The following is a 23,364-nucleotide window of genomic DNA, read 5'->3' as shown; positions in this document are numbered from 1 at the left end:
AGGATAAGGTTTTGGGTAAGGGAGACAAACAAAAAGACCGTACACAGTTATCCTTAAGAACAGAAATAAGCAATCAAATGAAAGAATTGAATCGGCTTTTGCTGCAAGTATTGCGGGTGACGCTGCGTTCAATGGGTCTGACCGGCGAAGCGCCGGCGGCTTCCTGTCTGCCTTTATATGAGCGCTGGCTGGAAGAAAGTATCCGTCTTTTAGACAGCGATTTTAAAAGCGGTGAAACGGCCGCGGTTTGGGAAGAGTGGCATAAGAAGAAAAACGAATGGCTGAAAGATCCGGATATGAAAGCGCAGGCTCTGCTGGCGGATACCGTCATTCAAGCTTTGCCTGACATTTTAACAGGCAAAATAAAAGCCACGGACGTGATGTTTCCCGATTCTTCAATGGAGCTTGTTGAAGGAATCTATAAGCATAACATTCTCGCTGATTATTACAACGATGTGCTGGCAAATGAAGCGTGTATTTATGTGGAAAATGTAATTAAAAACAATCCTGAGGCAAACATCCGTCTGCTGGAGATCGGAGCGGGCACCGGCGGAACGAGCAGCACACTCTTTAAAAAGCTCCGCCCCTATCAAAACCATATTCAGGAATACTGTTATACCGACTTGTCAAAAGCTTTTTTAATGCATGCCGAAAAGGAATACGGCGCGGACAATCCGTATTTGACGTATCAGCTGTTTAATGTGGAGCAGCCTGCGGCGGGCCAGGGATTCCATCTGAGAACCTACGATATCGCTATCGCCGCAAACGTGCTGCATGCCACCAAAAATATCCGGAAAACATTACGGACGGCAAAAGCCGTATTGAAAAAGGAGGGTTTGCTGCTTGTTAATGAACTGGGCGGGCATACGCCGTTTACACATGTTACATTCGGCTTATTAGAGGGCTGGTGGCTGTACGAAGACGAGGCGCTGCGGATTCCGGGGTGCCCCGGCCTTTATCCGGAAACATGGAAATCCGTTTTAATGGCTGAAGGTTTTCATTCCATTCAATTTCCGGCTGAAAACGAACGTCTGCACACCCAGCAGATTATCACGGCGAAAAGCAACGGAGTCATCAGGCAGAGCAGGGAAGCTTACACCGCGCAAAAGCGCCAATCAAACGTACCGCAAACATCCTCTGATCGTCAGCTCCCCATCAAACAAGCGGGAGAGGGGCTTTCGGAAAAGACAGCGGCTTTTCTGATAAAGGCTGCGGCAAACGTATTAAAAATGCCGGCAGAAGAGATAAATCCGCTGGCTCCTCTGGATGAATACGGCATTGACTCTATTCTGATCGTTCAGCTGACGAATGAGCTGCGGGATCTCGTCCCTGATATCAGCAGCACGCTGTTTTTTGAATACCGGACGATAGAAGAGCTTGCCGCATACTTGGCTGAAACGAAGGAGCGCGAACTGCATGCGCGATTTTCTGAAGAAGTCCGTCATATTGAAGCGGTATCATCCGGCTCTTTGCTTGAAAAAAGCACAGAGTATCTGAAACAGATCGTCAGCGCCATCTTAAAGATGCCGATTGAGGACGTTCAAGCCCATACGCCCCTTGAAGAATACGGAATCGATTCCATCTTAATCGTACAGCTGACTAACCGCGTGCGGGAAGACATACCTGATATCAGCAGCACTTTGTTCTTCGAGTATCCGACAATCGGCGGATTAGCGGAATATCTCGTCAGCTCAAGACAGGATGATAAGGCTGGGATTTTCAAGACAAATAAAGAAGCCGAAAAGGCGCCGCACACATTACAGAAAAAGCAAAGCCGCAAAAAAAGCGCCGGATTGGCGAAGCGCCAAGCGGCATCTTTTTCTGAAAAAGCGCCGCCCGCTTCCGAACCGCCGTCAAAACACCTTGAAGTGGCCATTGTCGGTCTTGCCGGACGGTATCCCGGAGCTGAAAATGTTAATGAGTTCTGGGAACGGTTAAAGACCGGTGAACACGGAATCACCGAAATTCCGAAAGACCGCTGGGATTGGCGGGACTACTATGATGAGACAAAAGGTAAGGAAGGCCGGATGTATACAAAGTGGGGCGGCTTTTTAACAGATATTGATAAATTTGATCCGCTGTTTTTTAAAATCTCCCCGAAAGAAGCGGAGCGCATGGACCCGCAGGAGAGACTGTTTCTGGAAACCGCTTATGCGGCCCTTGAGGATGCCGGATATACCCCTGATTCACTATGCGCCGGTAAAAAGGTTGGTGTCTTTGCGGGTGTCATGAACGGCAACTATCCGACAGGGGCCCACTACCACTTTATCCCGAACCGCGTATCCTATGTGTTTGATTTTCACGGTCCGAGCATCGCGGTCGATACCGCATGCTCCTCATCCTTAACCGCTATTCATCTCGCCGCAGAAAGCATCAGAACAGGTGCATCTGAATGCGCAATTGCCGGCGGCGTAAACCTGATTACAGATCCGGTTCATTATATCGGACTTTCTTCTATGAGAATGCTGTCACCGTCAAACGCGTGCAAAGCGTTCGGTGATAAGGCTGACGGGTTTGTTGACGGAGAGGGCGTCGGCTGTATCGTGTTAAAGTCGTTGAAGAAGGCTGTTGAAGATCATGATCATATATACGGTGTCATTAAAGGAAGCGCTCTGAACGCCGGCGGCAAAACGAACGGGTTCACCGTTCCGAATCCGAATGCACAAGGAGAAGTGATCGCAGAGGCGATGGAGCGGGCAGGGATTGATCCGAGAGCAATCAGCTATCTGGAAGCCCACGGCACCGGCACTTCCTTGGGAGATCCGATTGAAATCGCAGGGTTAACCAAGGCTTTCCGACGCTACACGGATGCAAACCAATTTTGTTCCATCGGTTCTGTTAAATCCAATATCGGACACCTGGAAAGTGCGGCGGGCATTGCTGCGGTCACCAAAATTCTTCTTCAGATGAAACACGGATATCTGGTGCCATCGCTGCATTCTGAGCAGCTGAACCCGGAAATTGATTTTGAAACTTCTCCTTTTATCGTGCAGCAGGAAACGGCGGAATGGAGACGGCCAGTCATAGAATCTGAAGGAGTAACACGGGAATATCCGAGACTCGCGGGTACATCTTCTTTCGGAGCGGGCGGTGCAAATGCCCACCTGCTGATAGAAGAGTATGAACCGGCTGAAATGACTTCGGCAGACACCGGCCGTCCGGCACTTTTTGTTTTATCGGCAAAAGATAAAGACCGCTTGCGCGAGCGGGCTCTGTTGCTGTCGGATGCCGCCGGAAACGGAACAATTACAGATGCGAACCTGCTTGACGCGGCATTTACCCTTCAAGTCGGCAGGGTCCCGATGGAAGAACGGCTGGCGATGACAGTGGGCTCTGTTTCTGAATTGGAACAGAAGCTGACTGCTTTTCTGAATCATGCTGGTTCCGTAAGCGGGGTGTTTACAGGCCGGGGTGATAGTGCTGTCACAAAGACGGCAGGCACAGTCAGTGATTGGACGGAAAAACGTCAATTTGACAGTCTTTTGAATGCCTGGGTTCACGGGACGCCCGTCGATTGGGCATCTTTATATAAAGGTGCGCTGCCGCATCGTATCAGTCTGCCGTCTTATCCATTTGCAAAAGAAAGCTACTGGATGAAGCGGGAAGAACCAAAAACAGGAACAACTGAATATGTGCATCCTTTTCTGCATGAAAATACGTCAACCTTGGCGGAGCAAAGCTATCATACTTCTTTTACAGGCCGGGAACACGTTTTCCACGATGTGAGAGGGGAGCGGGTTCTGTCGGCAGCCGTTTATTTAGAAATGGCGCTTGCGGCTTATCATCATGCGGCGGACAGCTCTGAAGAAAAAGAGATATGGATCCGAACGGCGGCATGGACTGACCCGATTACCGGCGGACATCACGGTGCGGGCGTCAATCTCTCCCTTCTGTCTGAAGACGAGGAAGGCATCCATTATGAAATATACAGTGACGAAGAGAAGCTGCATCATTATGGAATCATCGGACAAGGGAACATACAGCCATCCCGCGTGCTGGATATTGCCTCCTTACAAAAAGACTGCCGCCCGCTGTCATTTGATTATGAAACACCAGGCACATCAGGTGTAACGATCAGTAAGGAGTTCCGCACCGTTGAAAAGCTTTATGCGGGAGAAAATGCGGTTTGGGCGAAGCTTGCTCTCACAGATGAAAGCGGTCGTAATCCGGGATATCATCTGCCGCCGGAATTTCTGGACGCAGCTTTTCATGTCCTGGCAAAAACGGAGCCGTCAGTCCATATCGTGCCTGAAGCGGTTGAAGAACTGCGCGTCATGCGTCCGTGCTCATCCGGCATGTGGATGTATATTAATAAAAAGAATCAAACCGGCTGTGACATTCAATTTTGTGACGAAACCGGCACTGTCTGCGCAGAAATCAAAGGGATAAGAATGAGACACCCGTCTCAGCAGGATCACGGGCAAGAGGAACAATCCGAGATGATGATATTTGAAGAAATGTGGACGCAGCAGCCTCTGAAGAAATCCATTCATGAAGAGCTGAAAACGGTCATCTGTTTTCTTACGGAAGAAGCTGCCAGAATGCATGCTTATCGGTCTTTACAATCCCTTTATCCGGGAGCCGGCGTGTTTTTTATTTCACAGGGTGAGAAAACTCAAAAGCTTTCAAACACGCATTATCAAATTAAAATCACTGACGGACAAGCATATCAAGAAACGTTTCGGCATATTGAAACGGCTGCAGGCAAAGCGGATGCCGTTTTATATGGATGGCCGCTTGAAGATGAAAAGGTCGTGAAAGACTATTCTATTCTGTATCATGTGATCCGCGCAGCTGCTTCTTTGCGTTCTAAACCGAGGCGAATCCTTCTTTCCGCTCAGTGCGGGATTGATACCGATATCAGTTACGCCGAGTCATGGATCGGGCTGGAACGGTCGCTGAAACTGATCTTGCCGGAGACGGATACGGCCGCGGTTTATTTTGGACAAAAAGGACCGTTAGAAAAACTGATCCATAACGTATGTGAAGAACTTCACAGCGAGTCGTTCCGCAGTGTCATGTACAGTGGGGAAATCCGTCACGTCATGGAAATGAAGCAGACGGATATTGCCCCTGTTGAGAAGCGTGTGATAAAAAGCGGGAAAACGTACTTGATTACCGGCGGATGCGGGGGTTTAGGCTTGTTATTTGCCGGATATTTTGCTGAAAAAGGACCGGTTACGCTCATTTTGACGGGGAGATCAGCGGCAGGCGGCCCGGTGCTGAACAAGATAAAGAGATTGGAAGAATCGGGCGCCAAGGTGTTTTACGTGCAGGCGGATGCCGCAGATCAAGCTCAGATGGAGAAAGGTTTGCAAGAAGCGAAAGAGAAAGGATGCGGGCCGATTCACGGTGTCATTCACGCTGCAGGTCTTCAAGGCACTGAAAGCATTCTGGAGAAAGATCTGCAAACCTTTCAGCAAGTCTTATCGCCAAAAGCGGACGGCACTGCGGTGTTAGATCAGGTTCTGTCACGGGAGCCGCTTGACTTCTTCTGTTGTTTCTCTTCTTCTTCAGCGATTTTAGGAGACTTCGGTTCTTGTGACTACGCGACGGGGAACCGCTTCCAAATGGCTTTTGTCCGTCATCGGGATAAACTTGTGAGCCTCGGACTCAGAAGCGGCAAGTCACTTGCAATCAATTGGCCGCTTTGGAAAGAAGGGGGGATGCATGTCGGCACGGCGGAAAGCACCGATATGTATTTAAAATCAAGCGGACAGCGTTATTTATACACAGAGGAAGGACTCGAAGCTTTTGAAACATTGTTAGTCCAGCCGTCCAGCCAGTATCTCGTCCTGGCCGGTTTTCCGTCGAGGGCCAAACGCTTCCTGCAGATAGATCAAGGCGAACGGCCGATTTCGGGTTCTGTAAACAGGAACGTCCCGTTTTCAGGAAGGCGGAGTGAAATGAAAGGCTTCACGCTGGAAGAATGCGTAACCTGGGATGTGAAAGAACTGGCGGCGGGGCTTTTGAAAATAGACAAGAACAGACTGACGGACGCTGACAATCTGGCTGATTTCGGCTTTGATTCTATCAGTTTGGCGGAATTCGCCTCTTCTTTGTCCGCTCACTACGGAATTGAAGTGACACCGGCCCTGTTTTTCGGACATTCCACACTGGAGAAGGTCGTCCGCTATTTTCTGACGGAACACAAGTCCGTCATGGAGCATGTCTATGAAGAAAAGAAACCTGAATCCGCAGATCAATCTGTCTTTGAAAAGGGAGGAACGGAAAAGCGAAAGAAGCAGTGGGGAAGAAATAAGCTGAATGCCGGAACCGAGGGCAGTCAGGCAGCTGATTCCATTGCCATTATCGGCATGAGCGGCCGATTTCCTCAGGCGCGCACGGCGGACGAGCTGTGGGACATTCTGTTTCAGGAAGAGGACGTTGTCGCACCGGTCGCAAAAAAAGGCTTCACAAGTTCAAAATGGAAACTCGGCGCTGTACCGGGGGCGGACGAATTCGACCCTTTATTTTTTGAAATATCGCCGAGGGAAGCTGAAACGATGGATCCGAAACAGCGGCTGCTTCTTCAGGAAGCGTGGAGGGCCCTTGAGGACGCCGGCTACGGCGCCAGTCATATCAGGCAGCAGACGATCGGTATGTTTGTGGGGGCGGAAGAAGGAGATTATCACCTTTTAACACGGGACAAAGGCAATGTCACGTCTCATCATAACGGTATTTTGGCGGCGCGGCTGGCTTATCACTTGAATTTATCCGGTCCTGTGATGGCGATAAATACAGCATGTTCTTCGGGGCTCGTTTCTGTCCATCAGGCGGTATTAAGCCTGCAGAATAAAGAGTGCACAACAGCTGTTGCGGCCGGGGTGAATATCATGAATACCCCGGACTTTTTTGAAACGATAGATAAAGCCGGAATGCTGTCGGAAAACGGGAAATGCTTCGCGTTTGATAAAAGGGCTGACGGCATGGTACCGGGGGAAGCGGCCGCGGCGGTTGTTCTGAAGCCGCTGAGAGAGGCGGAAAAAGATGGTGATCCGATTTACGGGGTGATTCGGGCGAGCGGCATCAATTATGATGGGAAAACAAACGGAATTACCGCTCCGAGCGGCGTTGCGCAGACCCGGCTGCTTACTTCCGTTTATGACCGGGGGCGTATCAACCCTGAAGATATCGAATATATCGTCACACACGGCACAGGTACAAAACTCGGTGATCCGGTGGAAATTAACGCGCTTTATGACGCATTTTCTGCCTATACAAACGAAGAAGCATTTTGCGCGCTCACATCAATTAAAACCAATATCGGCCACACGTTTGCCGCGTCAGGCATTGTCAGTTTGATCAGTCTTTTACAGGCGTTCTCCCGTGAAATGATTCCCGCCAGTCTGCATTGCAGCGGGGAAAACCGCTATATCAACTGGGAGAAGAGTCCTTTTTATGTGAATAAAACGGGTAAAGCGTGGCCTTCTCTGCCGGGTAAAAACCGAATGGGGGCAGTCAGCGCATTCGGGATGAGCGGAACAAATGCCCATATCGTTATGGAAAGCTATAAGCGCAATGCTTCACCTCATCGTGATGCCCCTGCATATTTACTTACTTTGTCTGCAAAAACAGAGGAGGCCCTTCAGGAAAAAATCGAAGATATGATCACTTGGGCGGAAAATGGCGGACTGAAAGAAAATGATCTGGCCCAGCTCAGCTATACGTTGTTAAAAGGACGGCATCACTTTAACCATCGCGCCGCCATCGTAGTGCAAGATGCTGATGACGCAGTGTATGTATGGAAGCAGGCAAAGCTTAATGAACATCATCCTTATGTGTTTTCGGGAAAAGTACCGCAGCACTTTGCAGGGCGTCAGCATATTCAGGAGCACATAATAGAAGTGCTCGGCAAGTGCAGCGCCTCATATTCTGACCATAGAAAATATCAGGAGCTGTTATGCGTGCTGGCAGATTTTTATTGTCAAGGTTATGAAATCGAAGGGGACTTGCTTTATGGCGGACCTTTGCCGCGAATCGGCAATTTGCCGGGCTACCCGTTTGCCAGACAGACGTATTGGGCGTCCGATCGTCTTCAGAGAGAGCTTGAAAGCCGGAATTCAGCTGAACGTGAAAAGCTCCACCCGCTGCTCCATGCGAATACATCGACCTTTACCGCCCAGCGTTTTACTTCTGTTTTTTCAGGGCATGAACCGTTTTTTGCCGATCATATCGTCAATGGAAAACCGGTGCTTCCGGGCGCAGCTGCTTTAGAAATGGCCCGGGCCGCCGTTACATTTGCCGCTGAAGACTTGCCCGGCGGGAAAACGGGTGTCCGGCTCAAACAGATTGTTTGGCTCCGGCCGGTGACGGCGCTTTCTGAAGGAGTGACGCTTCATGTAAGACTTCAGCCGGAAGAAAACGGAGACATCGCCTTTGAAGCGTATGCCGAAGGGGAAGAGCCGCTTGTCTTTTTCCAGGGAAAGGCCGTGCTCGAAGAGACGGAGCGTGCTCCTGTACTCGATGTGGAAGCGATTCAGGCGCGCTGCGGCGGCCGGCGTATGTCAAAGGCTGAGTGTTATGAAGCGTTCGACAGCCTCGGCATCACCTACGGACCGTCGCATCAGGCGCTTGACGCCGTCTATGCCGGAAACGGAGAAGTGCTCGCGAAGCTCACTCTTCCGCCGTCCGCCCGCGAAGAAAAGGAGCCGTTCATCCTGCATCCAAGCATGCTGGACGCCGCCCTTCAGGCTTCTATCGGTCTTGTGCTCTCAGACGGTTCCGCGTCCGGACGGCCGTTTCTGCCGTTTGCCCTGCAGGATATGCAGGTGTTTTCTGCGTGCCGGGAGACGATGTGGGCGGTGCTTTCCTCAGCGGAAGGCGCCTATCATATTGAGCTGTGTGACGAAAACGGCGCGGTATGTGTCCGATTGACGGGACTCACCGCCCGTTTTCTGGAAGAGGACACGGAGGAAAAACCGCTCTTGCTTCAGCCAAAGTGGCAGGAATCACCGCCGGGTGAGGGAGGCGGACAAGAAGCGTCTTTCAGATACGTGACGCTGTATGGCGGAATGAATGCTGAGGACATAAGCGGCGCCGTATGTGCGGCTGACGGCGAAGGACCGATTGAAGACCGTTATGACGCCTGCGCGGCGGAGCTGTCAGCGATCGTCACGCGTCTTATCAGAGAAAAACAGAAGGGAAAAACGCTGATCCAGCTTCTTGTCCCCGACAGGGGGGAAGACAATGTATTGGCGGGGCTGGCCGCTTTCCTGAAAACGGCTCACCTTGAACATCCGAAGCTGTACGGCCAAGTCATCCAAGCCGATCCGGACGAGTCAGCATCATCGCTTCTTGCCAAGCTGAAAGAAAACCGGGCGCATCCTGAACAAGCGGAAATCCGTTATGAAGACGGCAAACGTCTCGTCAGAAACTGGCGTCATCTGCCGGCCCCTCAAAGCGGCGCCGTTCCGTGGAAAGACGAAGGGGTTTACCTCCTCACCGGGGGAGCGGGCGGCATCGGACTGATTTTCGCTGAAGAAATAGCCTCCCGCGTCAAAAACGCCGTCCTCGTTTTAACGGGGAGGACGGAAGCGCTTGATGAAGACCGCTCCGCCCGCTTACGGCGCTTGGCAGCGACGGGTGCCCGTGTACTGTATAAACCGGTTGACGTGACAGACAGGGCGGCGGTCACCGCCCTCGTCCGCGGCATACAGGAGGAGCACGGAACACTCGACGGGATTATTCACGGCGCCGGCGTGATCGCTGACAATTACATTTTGAACCAGACAGAAAACGAACGGAAGACCGTCATGGCGCCGAAAGTGAAAGGGCTTATCAATCTTGATGAAGCAGCGAAAGATGTGCGGCTGGACTTTTTCATTCTGTTTTCTTCCTTGGCGGGAGGCATGGGAAATCCGGGGCAGGCCGGTTATGCGGCAGCCAACGCATTTATGGATGTTTATGCAGCCCGCCGGAACCATCTCGTGCGGGACAACGAGCGGAGCGGGAAGACCCTGTCTGTCAACTGGCCGCTTTGGGAAGAAGGCGGTATGCGCGTGGACAAAGAGACCGAACGGCTGATGTACGAACAGACCGGAATGAAAGCCATGCGATCGGCCTCAGGCATCCAAGCGCTTTACGCCGCTTTTGCCTCCGGAGAACACCAGGTCATGGTGGCAGAGGGCGACGAAAAACGGATTCGCAGCCATATTTTCGATCTGGGCGAAGAACAAAGCGCCGCCGGAAAAGCTCCGGCAGTGGCAGATGCAAGAGATCTGAAAGATCAGGTGCAAGAGAAACTAAAGCGGCATGTATCAGATCTTTTAAAGGTAAGCATGAAAGATATTGAGGCTGACAGCGAACTGACGGAATACGGATTTGATTCGATCATTTTCACTGAATTTACAAATCTATTAAATCGGTCTTATCAGCTTGAGCTCAGCCCGACTATCTTCTTTGAATTTCCGACATTGCGCAAACTGAGCGGCTATTTGATATCTGAATGGAAAGAAGCATTCAGCGGCTTAGAAAGAGAGAGTTTAAAAACCGCTCCAAAAGCCGGAATAAGAAAAGCTGAAGCTCCGGCGGCCGTTCATGTCAAGCGGGAAACGCCTGTATCCGTAAAAGGAAAATCAGAAGAAAAAACCGAACCGATAGCCATTATCGGAATCAGCGGTATTTTTCCGCAGGCGAAAGACATAGATGAATTCTGGACTCGTTTACAAAAAGGGGAGCATTGCATTACAGAAATTCCACGAGATCGCTGGGATTGGCGCGAATATTACGGCGATCCGGCAGCGGATGCAAATAAAACGTCAATAAAATGGGGCGGTTTTATAGATGGAATCGCCGGGTTTGACCCGCTGTTTTTCGGGATATCTCCGAAAGAAGCTGAAATGATGGATCCTCAGCAGCGTCTATTAATGATGTATGTGTGGAAAGCCATTGAAGATGCGGGGTACTCAGCAAAACGGATTGCCGGAACAAAAACCGGCATTTTCACCGGCACATTGGGAAGCGGATATCAAACCTTAATCAATAAGGCGGGTCTTCCTGTCGAGGGGTATACGATGACCGGAATCGTGCCGTCCGTCGGGCCGAACCGGATGAGTTATTTTCTTGATATCCACGGGCCGAGCGAGCCGGTAGAAACCGCTTGTTCAAGCTCTTTAGTCGCCATTCACCGCGCGGTAAAAGCCATTGAAACGGGAGATTGTGATATGGCGGTCGCAGGGGGCGTCAACACGATCGTCACGCCTGAAGGGCATATCGGTTTTCAAAAAGCAGGCATGCTCAGTGAAGACGGGCGCTGCAAAACATTTTCCGATCAGGCTGACGGTTATGTCAGAGGAGAAGGTGCCGGCATGATTGTCTTGAAAAAGCTTTCAGAGGCAGAGCATGACAGGGATCACATCTACGGCCTCATCCGCGGTACAGCGGAAAATCACGGCGGACGCTCAGCGTCGCTTACCGCGCCGAATCCGCAGGCTCAGACGGATGTGCTGAAAAGCGCTTATCAAAAAGCCGGTATTCACCCGTCAACCATCACTTATATAGAAGCGCACGGAACAGGAACGGCACTCGGAGATCCGATTGAGATCAATGCATTGAAAAAAGCTTTCCAAACAGACGGGGCTCCGGGCGGATATTGCGGGATAGGCTCAGTGAAGACAAATATCGGACATTTGGAGCTCGCGGCAGGTATTGCGGGCGTTATCAAAGTATTGATGCAGCTGAAACATCGGACGCTCGCCAAAAGTCTGCATTGCGAGAACATCAATCCCCATATCAAATTGAAGGACAGCCCGTTTTACATTGTGACAGAAACAAAGGAGTGGGAAGCGCTGCGTGATGAAAACGGCCGGGTCCTGCCCCGCCGGGCGGGTGTAAGCTCATTCGGTTTCGGAGGCGTCAATGCGCATATCGTTATTGAAGAATACATGGGCAGAAGTGAGACGGAACAGCAGGAAACCCGTGAGAAAGCGTCATCTCTTTTTGTTTTGTCAGCTAAAAATGAAGAGCGGCTGAAAGAAAGAGCGCGTCTCCTTCGCGATTTTATCCAAAACGGATCATTCCGCCATATCGATCTTGCAGATGCCGCATACACACTGCAGACCGGACGGGATGCGATGGAAGCGAGGCTGGGAATCATTGCAGGCTCCGCAGAGGAACTGACTGAAAAACTGAACGCGTTTCTGTTGGGAAAAAACAGCGAAGATATCATCAGCGGCCGTAAAAAACGCGAGAATAACACGATTTCCATGTTCTCAGACGATGAAGACGCCGCTGACCTCGTCAGCGCCTGGCTTGAGAAAAAGAAATACAAGAAAGTGCTGCGGCTCTGGGCAAACGGATTTGACACAGATTGGGAGCAGCTGTATACGGACAGTAAGCCGCGCCGCATCAGCCTGCCCTCCTATCCGTTCAGAGCAGACCGCTATTGGGTGCCGAAACGGGAGCAGCTGCCGCTTTCGAATCAAAAAACAGTAGTATTGCAAAAAACATGGGAACCGTGCGAGGCAGTGTCTTCATCCGAGCCGTTCAACAGCAAAATAGCGCTCATCGTCTCCGAGGATACAAAAGACCTTGCCGCCGAGGTGAAAAAACAGCTGAATGATGCTGACATTGTGCAGGAAAATCAGCTCATCTCTTTCTTACAGGATGCGAATACGGCCGTCTATTCCGGGTTTATTGACTTCACTGGCTGCGGCTCTCGACAAAAGCGGCAGGACATCAGCTGGGTGGCATCGCTGCAGCAGCTGATTGAATACGGCCGCGGACAAGAAAACATGAAAATGCTTTATCTTACAAAAGGGCTTGAATCCTTCAAAAATAAGGCGGCCGCTATGCATGGTATTGAAAAAGCGGGGCTTTATCGCATGCTGCGGCATGAATACAGCCATATTCTCACCTGTCACGCCGATATTGATCCTGAAGAGCCGCTGGAGCAGACAGCCGCTTTTATTAAACAAGAAATTGAATCAGACTTAACGGAGTCTGCTGTTTGCTATAGGGACGGCATGCGCTTCAGCTATGTTCTTCGGCAGACTGATCAGATTGAACCTGAAGCCGTGCAAACAGACCGGACTGTGTTTCCAAAAGACGCCGTCCTGATGATAACCGGAGGAACGCGCGGTCTCGGCGCTTTATGCGCCAAGCATTTCGTTTCAGTGTACGGTGTGAAGAAACTGCTTTTGACAGGCAGAAAGGAGCTGCCGCCGAAAACCGAGTGGGATCTTGAGCAAACAGACCCTGTCGTTTCGGAAAAAATACAGCTTATCCGGCAGCTGGAATCACAAGGCGTAAAAGTGTGCGTCTCAGCAGTTGATCTGACGGATAAGCAGGCCGTCGGACGGCTTATAAAAGAGGTAACCTCAACGCTCGGACCTGTCGGAGGCATTCTGCATTGCGCGGGAATTGCAGACCGTGAAAACCCTGCTTTTCTCCGCAAATCCAAAGACAGTATCGCGCGGGTGCTCGCCCCGAAAGCAGACGGCCTTCACAGTCTGTATGAGAGTGTAAAGGATGGTGCGCCGGCATTTTTCGTCCTGTTTTCATCTGTCTCGGCAGCCGTCCCGATTCTTGCGGCGGGACAGAGCGATTATGCGATGGCGAATTCTTACATGGACTATTTTGCAGAAAACAATGAGAGCGGCATCATCAGCATACAATGGCCGGCATGGGATGAGACGGGCATGAGCAGGGATACAAAAAGCGGGATTTATGAGCAAACGGGATTGCTGCGGCACTCTGACGCAGAAGGTCTCAAGATGCTTGATTACATTTTAAGAGAAAGACCCGGAGCTGTCGTGCTGCCGGCACAAGTGAAACATGATTGGGACATCAAAGCGCTGGAAAACGCCAAGCCAGCCGCCCATAAAGGAATGAAAGCAGCTTCCAAACCTCCTGAAACAAAAAAGCGGGGACATAACCGGACTGATATTCAATCTTGGCTGAGGTCGCTTTTGGCAAAAGAGCTGAGTATCGATGAAACGCATATGGATATCGATGTGCCTTTTCAGGAATACGGAATGGATTCTATCTTTCTGGCGCAAGTGCTGACAAAGATCGATCAAAAACTGCCATCCGTTTCAATTGATCCGACTGTCCTTCTGGAGCATCCTACCATTGAACAGCTCGCGGATTATTTAGCCGCACATTGTCCGGAAGCTTTTTCGGCAGATGCAGCGGTTCCCGCGGAGAAGGTCCCTTTGCAGAAGACGCCGAAACGGAGCAAAAAAACGGCAGATAAGCCCGGGAAACGGGGAAAGGTTGCGATCATCGGCATGGCCTGCCATTTTCCGAAAGCGGGGGATATAAAAGAATTTTGGAAGAATCTCCGCAGCGGAACGGATGCCGTCACTGAAGTTCCGCCGGACAGATGGGACACCGGGGAACACTATCAGCCGGGTGAATATCAAGAAGGAAAAAGCATCAGTAAATGGGGCGGTTTTATACACGATATTGACCAATTTGACCCGGAGTATTTTAATATTTCAGAAACGCTGGCACCGATGATAGACCCGCTGCAAAGGCAGTGGCTCGAAGTGAGCGCGGAAGCTTTGGCCGATGCCGGTTATCAAAAAGAGGATCTCTGGGGCCGCCGTATCGGCGTTTTTGCCGGTGCAAGGGCAGGTGCGTTTCATCAGAAATTTCAATATTTGCAAAAAGACGCGATTATTGGCGCGGGACAAAATTTTATTACCGCACACATGGCGCACATTTATAACTTTACAGGGCCCAACCTGGTCGTAGATACGGCCTGCTCCAGTTCGCTAACGGCAATTCATTTGGCCGTGCAGGCTATTCAAAATGGAGAAGCGGAAGCGGCCTTTGCGGGCGGGGTTGACATTTTGCTTGATGAAAAACCTTTTCTCACAATGAGCGCGGCGAGAATCTTATCGCCAAACGGCCGTTCAAAATCTTTCGATGCCGATGCGGACGGAACAGGAATCGGAGAGGGCTGCGGTGTGCTGATGCTGAAGCCGCTCGAAAAAGCGATAGAAGACGAAGATAAAATATACGGCGTTATTGACGGCTCTGCGATTAATAACGACGGCAGCACAATGGGCGTGACGACGCCGAATCCCCGGGCGCAGCAGGACTTGATTGAGCAGGCGGTTCAATCAGCGGAAATCGAGCCGGACACCATGACATACGTAGAGACGCACGGAACCGGTACATTGATCGGCGACCCGATTGAATTAAAAGGATTAACCAATGTCTTGTCTGCTTATTCCGATGAAAAACAATTTTGCGGTGTAGGAAGCGTCAAAAGCAATATCGGCCACTTGCTGAGTGCGGCGGGCGCGGCGGGAATCATCAAAGTTTTGCTGGCGATTGCCAATGAAGAACTGCCGCCGACTTTGCATTGCCATAAACCGAACCCCCGCTTTCAATTTAATGATTCTCCGCTTTATCCTGTGCTTGAGCTGAAGCGGTGGAACGGAAAAAAAGAGATACTCAGGGCCGGGGTCAGCGCGTTCGGTTTGGGCGGGAATAACGCCCATATCATTGTCAGCAACGAAGGAATTCCGAAAGAGCGAAAAGCGGCCATGGAACCGAAAGGCGGCCAGACAGTATACCGGAAACAGCGGTATTGGCCTGAAAAAGCACAGTTGTCCGAAGCGGAAGAAAATGAGGCGGGCACAGAAGCAATGTTTGAAATAAGCGAGGTGTGATAGATTGGCAGTTGCCACCGATCAAGTCAAAACGTTCCTGCAGAAAATCAGCCATACGAATTATATCGTCCGGGATCATCGCGTTCATCAAATCCGCGTCCTCCCGGGCGTGACTTTAATAGATATGCTGTATCGGCTCGCCGCCGGGTATCTCGGTGAAAGGCCTATAGAATTAAGACAGATCATTTTTAAGCAGCCTGTTGTAACATCTGAAGAGTTTGATAAACACCTGTATGTCACCTTTACGCCGGCATGTGACAGCTGGAAAGTTGAGATCACTAGCGAAAAAGCAAAAAACGGCACACCGCTTGGCGGAAACCGGGATGAGAATATGGAATGCCAGCTTTATTTGCAAGAAGACACACCCCGGGCAAAAGAACTGAATATTGAAGCGTTCATGAAAAACGCAAGCCGAAAATGGGACATGCATGACATTTACGGAATTGCAAGAAGAAGCCATATTGAGCATGGCGAGTTTATGAAAAATGAAGGGGCCGTTTATCAGCTTCAGGATAAAGAAGAATTAATGGAGCTCACTCTGAGTGATTTGGCTGAAGGATTCCGGGAGAAATTTAAGGCGCATCCGGCTTTTTTAGATGCGTCCACCCTTGCCGGCTCTTCCTTTGCATTGTCGGCCCAAAAGCAAAATGACACACCTTATATTCCTTTTATGATCAATCGTTTTTGCATGTATCAGCCGTTTCCGAAAACGATTTACACTTATTCTATGAAAAACAGCCGCACTGAAAGCGGCGTATCAGACAGCGAACCTGATGTTTATTCGGCCGACTTCACGATTTACGACAGGGCAGGGAACGTATTGGCCGAATGTGAGAAACTGACAGTAAAAAGGGTCAGACAAGCGAATATGATTACCCATCTGATAGACAAAGAGAAGCCGCCTCAGCAGAACAGAAGCGGCCGTGGAGAGCCCGAAAGTCCTGTGGCCGCAGAAGACGTGTCTGAACAGCAAACGCCGGAACAAAACATGGTGACTTACATAAAGTCGGAAATCGCCAGGCTGATCAATCGTCCGGCACAGGATATTGATGTGCGGAAAGGCTTTTATGATATGGGGCTTGACTCGGCGCATTTGCTGAAGCTTGTAAAGATATTAGAGCAGACTTTTCAGCAGCAGTTTTATCCGACACTGCTTTTTGAATATTCATCTGTCCGCCGCCTTGCGGATTACCTTATCAATGAAGCGGGCTGTGTGCTGAAAGATTCGGCCGAAGAACGGCATACATCAGATGCTGACATCGCTGATGAGGTTCTGTTTTTTGAACCCGCCTGGAAAGATCATCCGCTGGAAACGGCGGTGCAGAACGGGCAAAAACACACCCGTCATCTCATTATCGCTGCCGATGCAGAACCCCGTCTCACCGGTGAACTCGGCATACATTGCCCGGAAGCGGAAGTGATAGAACTGAAAAGGGAGCATGAGGCTGCAGATGAGCAGTTTGGAGCAGATGCCGAGCGTATATTTCGTATGCTCAAACGGGAACTGACAGACCATCCGAAAGAACATACATTGATTCAGCTTGTATGCGCCGTTGAGAATGGAGCGGCATTGTCTTCCGCTCTCGGGGCTATGCTGAAAACGGCACATCTGGAAAATCCGGCTCTTCGCACTCAGGTGATCACCTTCTGTGACAAGAATGAGAGATTGCCAAGTGAGACGGCCGCAATCATTAGAACAGAAGCAGACTGCTCTTATGCAGGCTGCACAGACATTCGGTATAAAGACAATATGCGGCAGATCAGATTGTTCAAACGTATTGAGAAACTGGACGGGCAGACACAGTCTCCTTGGAAACAAAACGGCGTATATGTCATTACAGGAGGCCTCGGCGGTCTTGGATTTCTGCTTGCCCGTCACCTTGCAGAAAAAGAAAAGGTGAAGCTCGCACTCATCGGCCGTTCGCCGCAACAGTCTGAGAAGATCAGCAGACTGAAAGCATTGGGAGCAGAAGTTCTTTACGTTCAAGCGGACATCGGCAGCAAAGTCGAAACAGAGCGGGCATTTGCTCAGATTACAGAAACCTTCGGCCGGCTGACGGGTATTTTTCATTGCGCCGGTGTTTTAAAAGATCAATTTATCATCCAAAAAGACAGTTCTGACTTGAAGCAGGTGTTCCTGCCGAAAATCAGCGGCCTGATTCATGCGGACGAAGCTTCACGGCATGAACCGCTTGAATTTTTCGCCGTATTTTCCTCATTCTCGGCGTTGGCCGGAAATGCGGGCCAGACAGATTATGCCGCAGCGAACGCTTTTATGGATGAATATATGAAATATCGCGATTGCAAAGCGGAAAAAGGCGAACGGACCGGGGCTTCTATGACGATCAACTGGCCGCTTTGGGAAGATGGCGGCATGCAGGTTGACAGCTTGATGAAAGAGATCATGAATGATGCAACAGGCACCAGCCCGCTACCGGCCGGGGAAGGGATGGCTTCACTTGAATATATGCTGCGACTCGGCAAGCTGCAATCCGTTATTTTATACGGGAAAGAGCCGGCTGTAACTGAAAGCATGGGCCGATTGGGTCCAAAGGGAGACAAGAACGGATCTTCATTATCCAACGCAGCTGTCAAGAGAAGAAGCCGAAAACAAGAGAGACATACAGAAGAGCACGATATTGCCGTAATCGGATTGGCGGGAAGATACCCGCAGGCGGGAAGCATCGATGAATTTTACCAAAATCTGCGCTCAGGGAAAGACTGCATCACAACAATGCCGAAAGACAGATGGAAAGGTTATTCTTTCTCATATGAAGCAGATCAGTTCTACCGTTACGGAGGATTTTTAGATCGCATAGACAGCTTTGACCCGCTGTTTTTCAATCTGACTCCGCGCCAGGCTGAAATGATGGACCCGCAGGCGCGGCTGTTTTTAGAGACGGCTTGGGAAGCTTGTGAAGATGCCGGTTTTTATCAGGACAGAACGGCGCGCGGGCCATCTTCACAAAAGAGAAAACGCGTCGGGGTATTCGCAGGTGTGTTTTGGAGCCATTATGAGCTGTTCGGGGCTGAAATCACACAGCGGGGCACACCGCTGTCTATGGGCGTGACGCCTGCCTCTGTTCCGAATATCGTGTCTCACTGCCTGAACTTTACAGGGCCGTCAATGGCTGTTGATACGATGTGCTCTTCTTCGCTCACATCCATACATTTGGCATGTGAAAGCATTAAAAGGGGGGAGTGCGAATTCGCCATTGCCGGCGGTGTGAATGCGGTCACACACCCGCATAAATACGCGTTTTTGGCGAATGCCGGATTTCTGTCTTCAGAAGGCGTCTGCAAAAGCTTCGCCGCCGGCGGTGACGGTTATGTGCCGGGAGAAGGCGTCGGCGCGGTGTTACTGACAACCGTTCAAGAAGCGGAAAAGATGGGCTGTCCGATATATGGCGTCATAAAAGGCTCCGCTTTAAACCATGTCGGAAAAACATCCGGTTTGACAGTGCCTGATCCGGCATCACAGGCGGAAGTCATTACAGATTCTTTTCAGAGTGCCGGCGTTGATCCGGAGACATTGAGCTATATTGAAGCCCATGGAACAGGCACGTCTTTGGGTGATCCGATTGAAATTGAAGGGCTGAGCCGCGCTTTCCGCAAATGGACAAACAAGAAGCGGTTTTGCGCCATCGGCTCTGCCAAATCAAATATCGGCCATTTAGAAGGAGCCGCCGGGGTCGCCGGATTAACAAAGGTGCTTTTGCAGCTGAAGCATGGAGAAATCTTTCCGTCATTGCACGCGGACACGCTGAATCCCCATATTCCGTTTCCGGACACGCCGTTTTATGTGGCGGACCGGCTGGAAGAATGGGAACGGCCGTCACATTCTGACCAGCCGAGAAGAGCGGGTTTAAGTTCTTTTGGCGCCAGCGGGAGCAATGCCCATTTTGTCATAGAAGAATATCTGCCGCCGCAGGCTGAAAAGAAATCAGTGAGTATACGGGAAGACGAACCGGTTCTGTTTCTGCTTTCGGCAAAAAATGAAGAACGCCTATTAGAATATGTAAAACGGTATGACCGCTTTTTACGGGAAAAAGAAGTCAACCTTAAAGACCTGGCCTACACGCTTCAATCTGGCAGAGAAGCGATGCCTGAACGGCTGGCATTTATCGTTACTTCCGTTTGCGGTCTGCAAGCGAAACTGAAGGATGTGCTTGAACGGAAAACAGAAATTGAAGGATGTTTCCGCGGACGTGCTCAAGATGATATTTCATCAAGTGGAATGGCCGAGCTGCTGAAAAACAAGCAATATTCCAGATTGCTCACTGAGTGGGCAAAAGGAGCCGCCGTTGACTGGAGCCTGTTATACGAAGGAGAGAAGCCGAAACGGGTCAGCCTTCCTGTATATCCGTTCGCGAAGGAGCGGTATTGGGTGCCTGTGCCTGCGGATATCCGGAAACAGACAGACGAACCGGCGGAAAACCAAAAGATCATTCTTCAAAAAGACTGGAAGCAGCAAGATCCGGCGGAATCTGAAGCATTATCAGGAACAGTAATGATACTTGCAACTGATAAGACGAGCCGATTGGCCGATGCTCTTTTTAAAGGAAACGGCCATATTGAAACGATCTGTTTCATCCATCAGGCAAAAGACGGCGCCGATTATTACGCCGCCGCATCGGGGCGAAACCTTTACGGCAGAGTGCGGGAGTCTCTTCAAAACAAACAGATACTCGGGGTCGTCGACATAACCGCATATGATGCGGAATATGAACGGAAGGAAGAGATAGAACACGGAAAGCTTGCCTTTTTACAGCAGGCTCTTGAATCATTCCGTCATAGCGGCGCTGTGTTCAGCCAAGTGACACACCGCCTCCAGCCTTTCAAGGAAAGTAAACCTCTGATGCAAGGGGCGAAAACGGCGGGGCTGTACCGGATGCTGGGCGCTGAGTATGCCAACATTCATTCTTTTACGATAGATAGCGATTGTGCGATTGAGCATACAGAAGAATTAAGCAGACAGATTGAGACTGAATTTTTACAGCCGCGGGCCAAAAGCGGCAGTGAATGCTGCTACAGGCTGAATCGCCGTTATGTGCCGTTTCTGAAGCAGGGTATGAATGTTTCGGCGGCGCCTGAGCTTTCCTATTCGTCTGATGATGTGCTGTTAATAACGGGCGGATCGCGCGGGATCGGCGCAATTGCGGCGGAGCATGCCGTTTCACGCGGATGCAGGAAACTGGTCATCATGGGGCGGGAGCCGCTTCCCGATTCCTCAGAGTGGGCAGACATGAAAAAGAACGGCATTCTCCCGGAAAAAGCCGAGCGGATGCAGAGGTTAGCCGAGCGGGGCGCGGAGATCCGTTATTACAGCGTTTCTCTTACGGATCAAAAGGGGCTCCGGAACATGACGGACAGCATCCGCGGCACGATGGGACCGATTACCGGCGTTTTTCATTGCGCGGGTGCAATGGGAGAACACCCCGCTTTTTATAACAAAACCGAAACTGAAATCGAAAGCGTTTGCGCGCCGAAAGTAACAGGGCTTCGCGGTCTCTATGAAGCCGTTCAGAATGAGCCGCTGTCGTTTTTTATTTTGTTCTCATCCGTTTCGGGTCTGATCCCTTCGCTTGCTGCGGGGCAAAGTGACTACGCGATGGCTAATTCATTCATGGACTCTTTTGCAAATCATCAAGCAGGTAAAGGAAACGTGTTTGTTAAAGCCGTTCAATGGCCCGTCTGGAAAGAAACCGGCATGGCTGAAGGCCTGCCGGAAACACCTGCTTATCAAAAATCAGGACTTTCCAGGCTGTCTGCCGAAGACGGACTGAAGTTTTTAGATTACATCATTTTAAACGGACAAAGCTGCGGAATTCCTTGTGTTCCAGAAGACAGTGAGGCTGATTTTGGTGATCTTCTAAGGGTGAAGAAATCTGAAGCTCCCGTGAAAAAAAGCACTGCAGGTGACCAAAAGGTGAAGGATACGATTCGTCAATGGGTGCGCACCGTCTTTAGTGAAGAACTGAAAATGACGGATGAGCAGATAAAAGATGATATGCCGTTTGATGAATACGGGATTGACTCAATACTCTTTGCGGAATTGGTTCAATCACTGCAAAAACGGATCAGCATAAAGTTAACACCGTCCTTAATGCTTCAATATCAAACGATTACAGAAATGGTTGACTATTTCGCAGCGCATCATGAAGCCGATTTTGTGACAAAAGAAAATGGTTTCGTTCAAGACAGGGACGTACAGCTTGATTTAACCGCCGCTGCTGAAGAGAGAACATCCATGAAGCCGAAAGCGGATACCGAAGACGATATTGCCGTCGTCGGCATGTCCTGCCGTTTTCCGGGGGCGGGCGGAACGGATGCTTTTTGGGAGCTGCTGATGAAAGGAAACACCGCCATCCGGCCTGTCCCCGCAACGCGCTGGCATGCAACAGCACATGCAAAGGATTATGCGGGGTGGATTGATGATATCGACATGTTTGATGCGGGCTTTTTCGGCATCTCTGAAAAAGACGCGGCAATTATGGACCCGCAGGCGCGGATCATATTAGAAGAAGCGGTTCATTCCGTTTATGATGCCGGGTACGGCCAAAAGGATTTATCGGGCCGGAAAGTCGGCGTGTACATCGGCGGCAGGGCGCAGCCTTCAGCCGGTATGGAACATATCCTGCAGGCGCCTAACCCGATTTTGGGGGCGGGACAAAACTATTTGGCGGCCAACATTTCACGATTTTTGAATGTCACAGGACCGAGCCTTGTCGTGGATACAGCATGTTCCTCAGGGCTGATCGGGCTGTCCTTTGCAAAAGACGCCCTTTTGGCCGGAAGAATTGACGCGGCCTTAGTCGGTTCGGTGAGTCTGCTCTTATCTCCGTCCGCGCACCGGTTATTCGGAGCGCGCCATATTTTAAATGAGAACGGCGTGTTTCATATATTTGACCGTGAATCAGCGGGAGAAGTGCTCGGAGAAGGAGCGGGGGCGGTTTTTATCAAACGATTGAGCGATGCGGTGCGGGACGGAGACCGTATTTACGGCGTCATAAAAGCCGTCTCGGTAAACAATGACGGCCGGACGCTCGGTCCCGGTTCACCGAATATAAGAGCGCAGAGAGACGCCATTCAAACTGCGCTTGACATGGCGGAAAAGTCGCCCGAAGACATTGGATATATAGAAGTGAACGGAGGCGGTTCCCCAATCGTTGATTCGGTGGAAATCAAGGCGCTCTCAGATGTCTATCAGCTGAACCGGAAAGCGCTTCTGCCCTGCCGGATCGGATCGGTGAAACCGAATGTAGGACATTTGCTTCTGTCTTCAGGTCTTGCGGGCTTCATCCGATGTGTGCTGAGCGTCTATCATAAGCTGATTCCGCCTTTCTTATCAGCGCTTGAGCCATTTGAACATTATGACTTTGAAGCGTCGCGTATTCATTTTAATCGTGAACCCGTTGATTGGCATTCAGAGAAGAAACCCCGCGTCGCAGCTCAGAGTTCATTTCCTGACGGCGGGACAAATGCTCATATCCTCGTTGAAGAATACAGAGGTGAAAGGCAGCGGGAACATCACCGGGCGCCTCAGCCGCCGGAATTCAGAAAAAAACACTACCCGCTTTTGGGCGGCTGGAACAGCACGGAGAGTGAAACGGAAAAAATAAATAATGAAAAAACAGACATTGCGGATTTTTTAAAGAAATATGAGAAAAAAGCAGAGACAAGCACTGCACCTGCAGACTCGTTTTGGCAGGTGACAACGTGACGTTTTTAAAAGGGG

The 23,364-nt window shown here is 50.5% G+C and carries 2 protein-coding genes; both read left to right on the top strand.

Annotated elements, in window-relative coordinates; all coding sequences use genetic code 11:
- The first annotated feature begins 11 nt into the window (after nt 1-11).
- The gene (locus NYE50_RS13240) at nt 12-15,626 is read left to right on the top strand and encodes an SDR family NAD(P)-dependent oxidoreductase (RefSeq protein ID WP_340765081.1); all 15,615 of its coding nucleotides are present in this window, start codon (nt 12-14) and stop codon (nt 15,624-15,626) included.
- A gap of 4 nt (nt 15,627-15,630) precedes the next feature.
- The gene (locus NYE50_RS13235) at nt 15,631-23,349 is read left to right on the top strand and encodes a type I polyketide synthase (RefSeq protein ID WP_224988768.1); all 7,719 of its coding nucleotides are present in this window, start codon (nt 15,631-15,633) and stop codon (nt 23,347-23,349) included.
- Nucleotides 23,350-23,364 lie beyond the last annotated feature (15 nt).

The organism is Bacillus sp. EU55, from assembly GCF_038005925.1.
Lineage (GTDB): Bacteria > Bacillota > Bacilli > Bacillales > Bacillaceae > Bacillus > Bacillus velezensis.
Note: the sequence above shows the minus strand (reverse complement) of the source record. Positions and strands in the feature narration are given on the sequence as shown.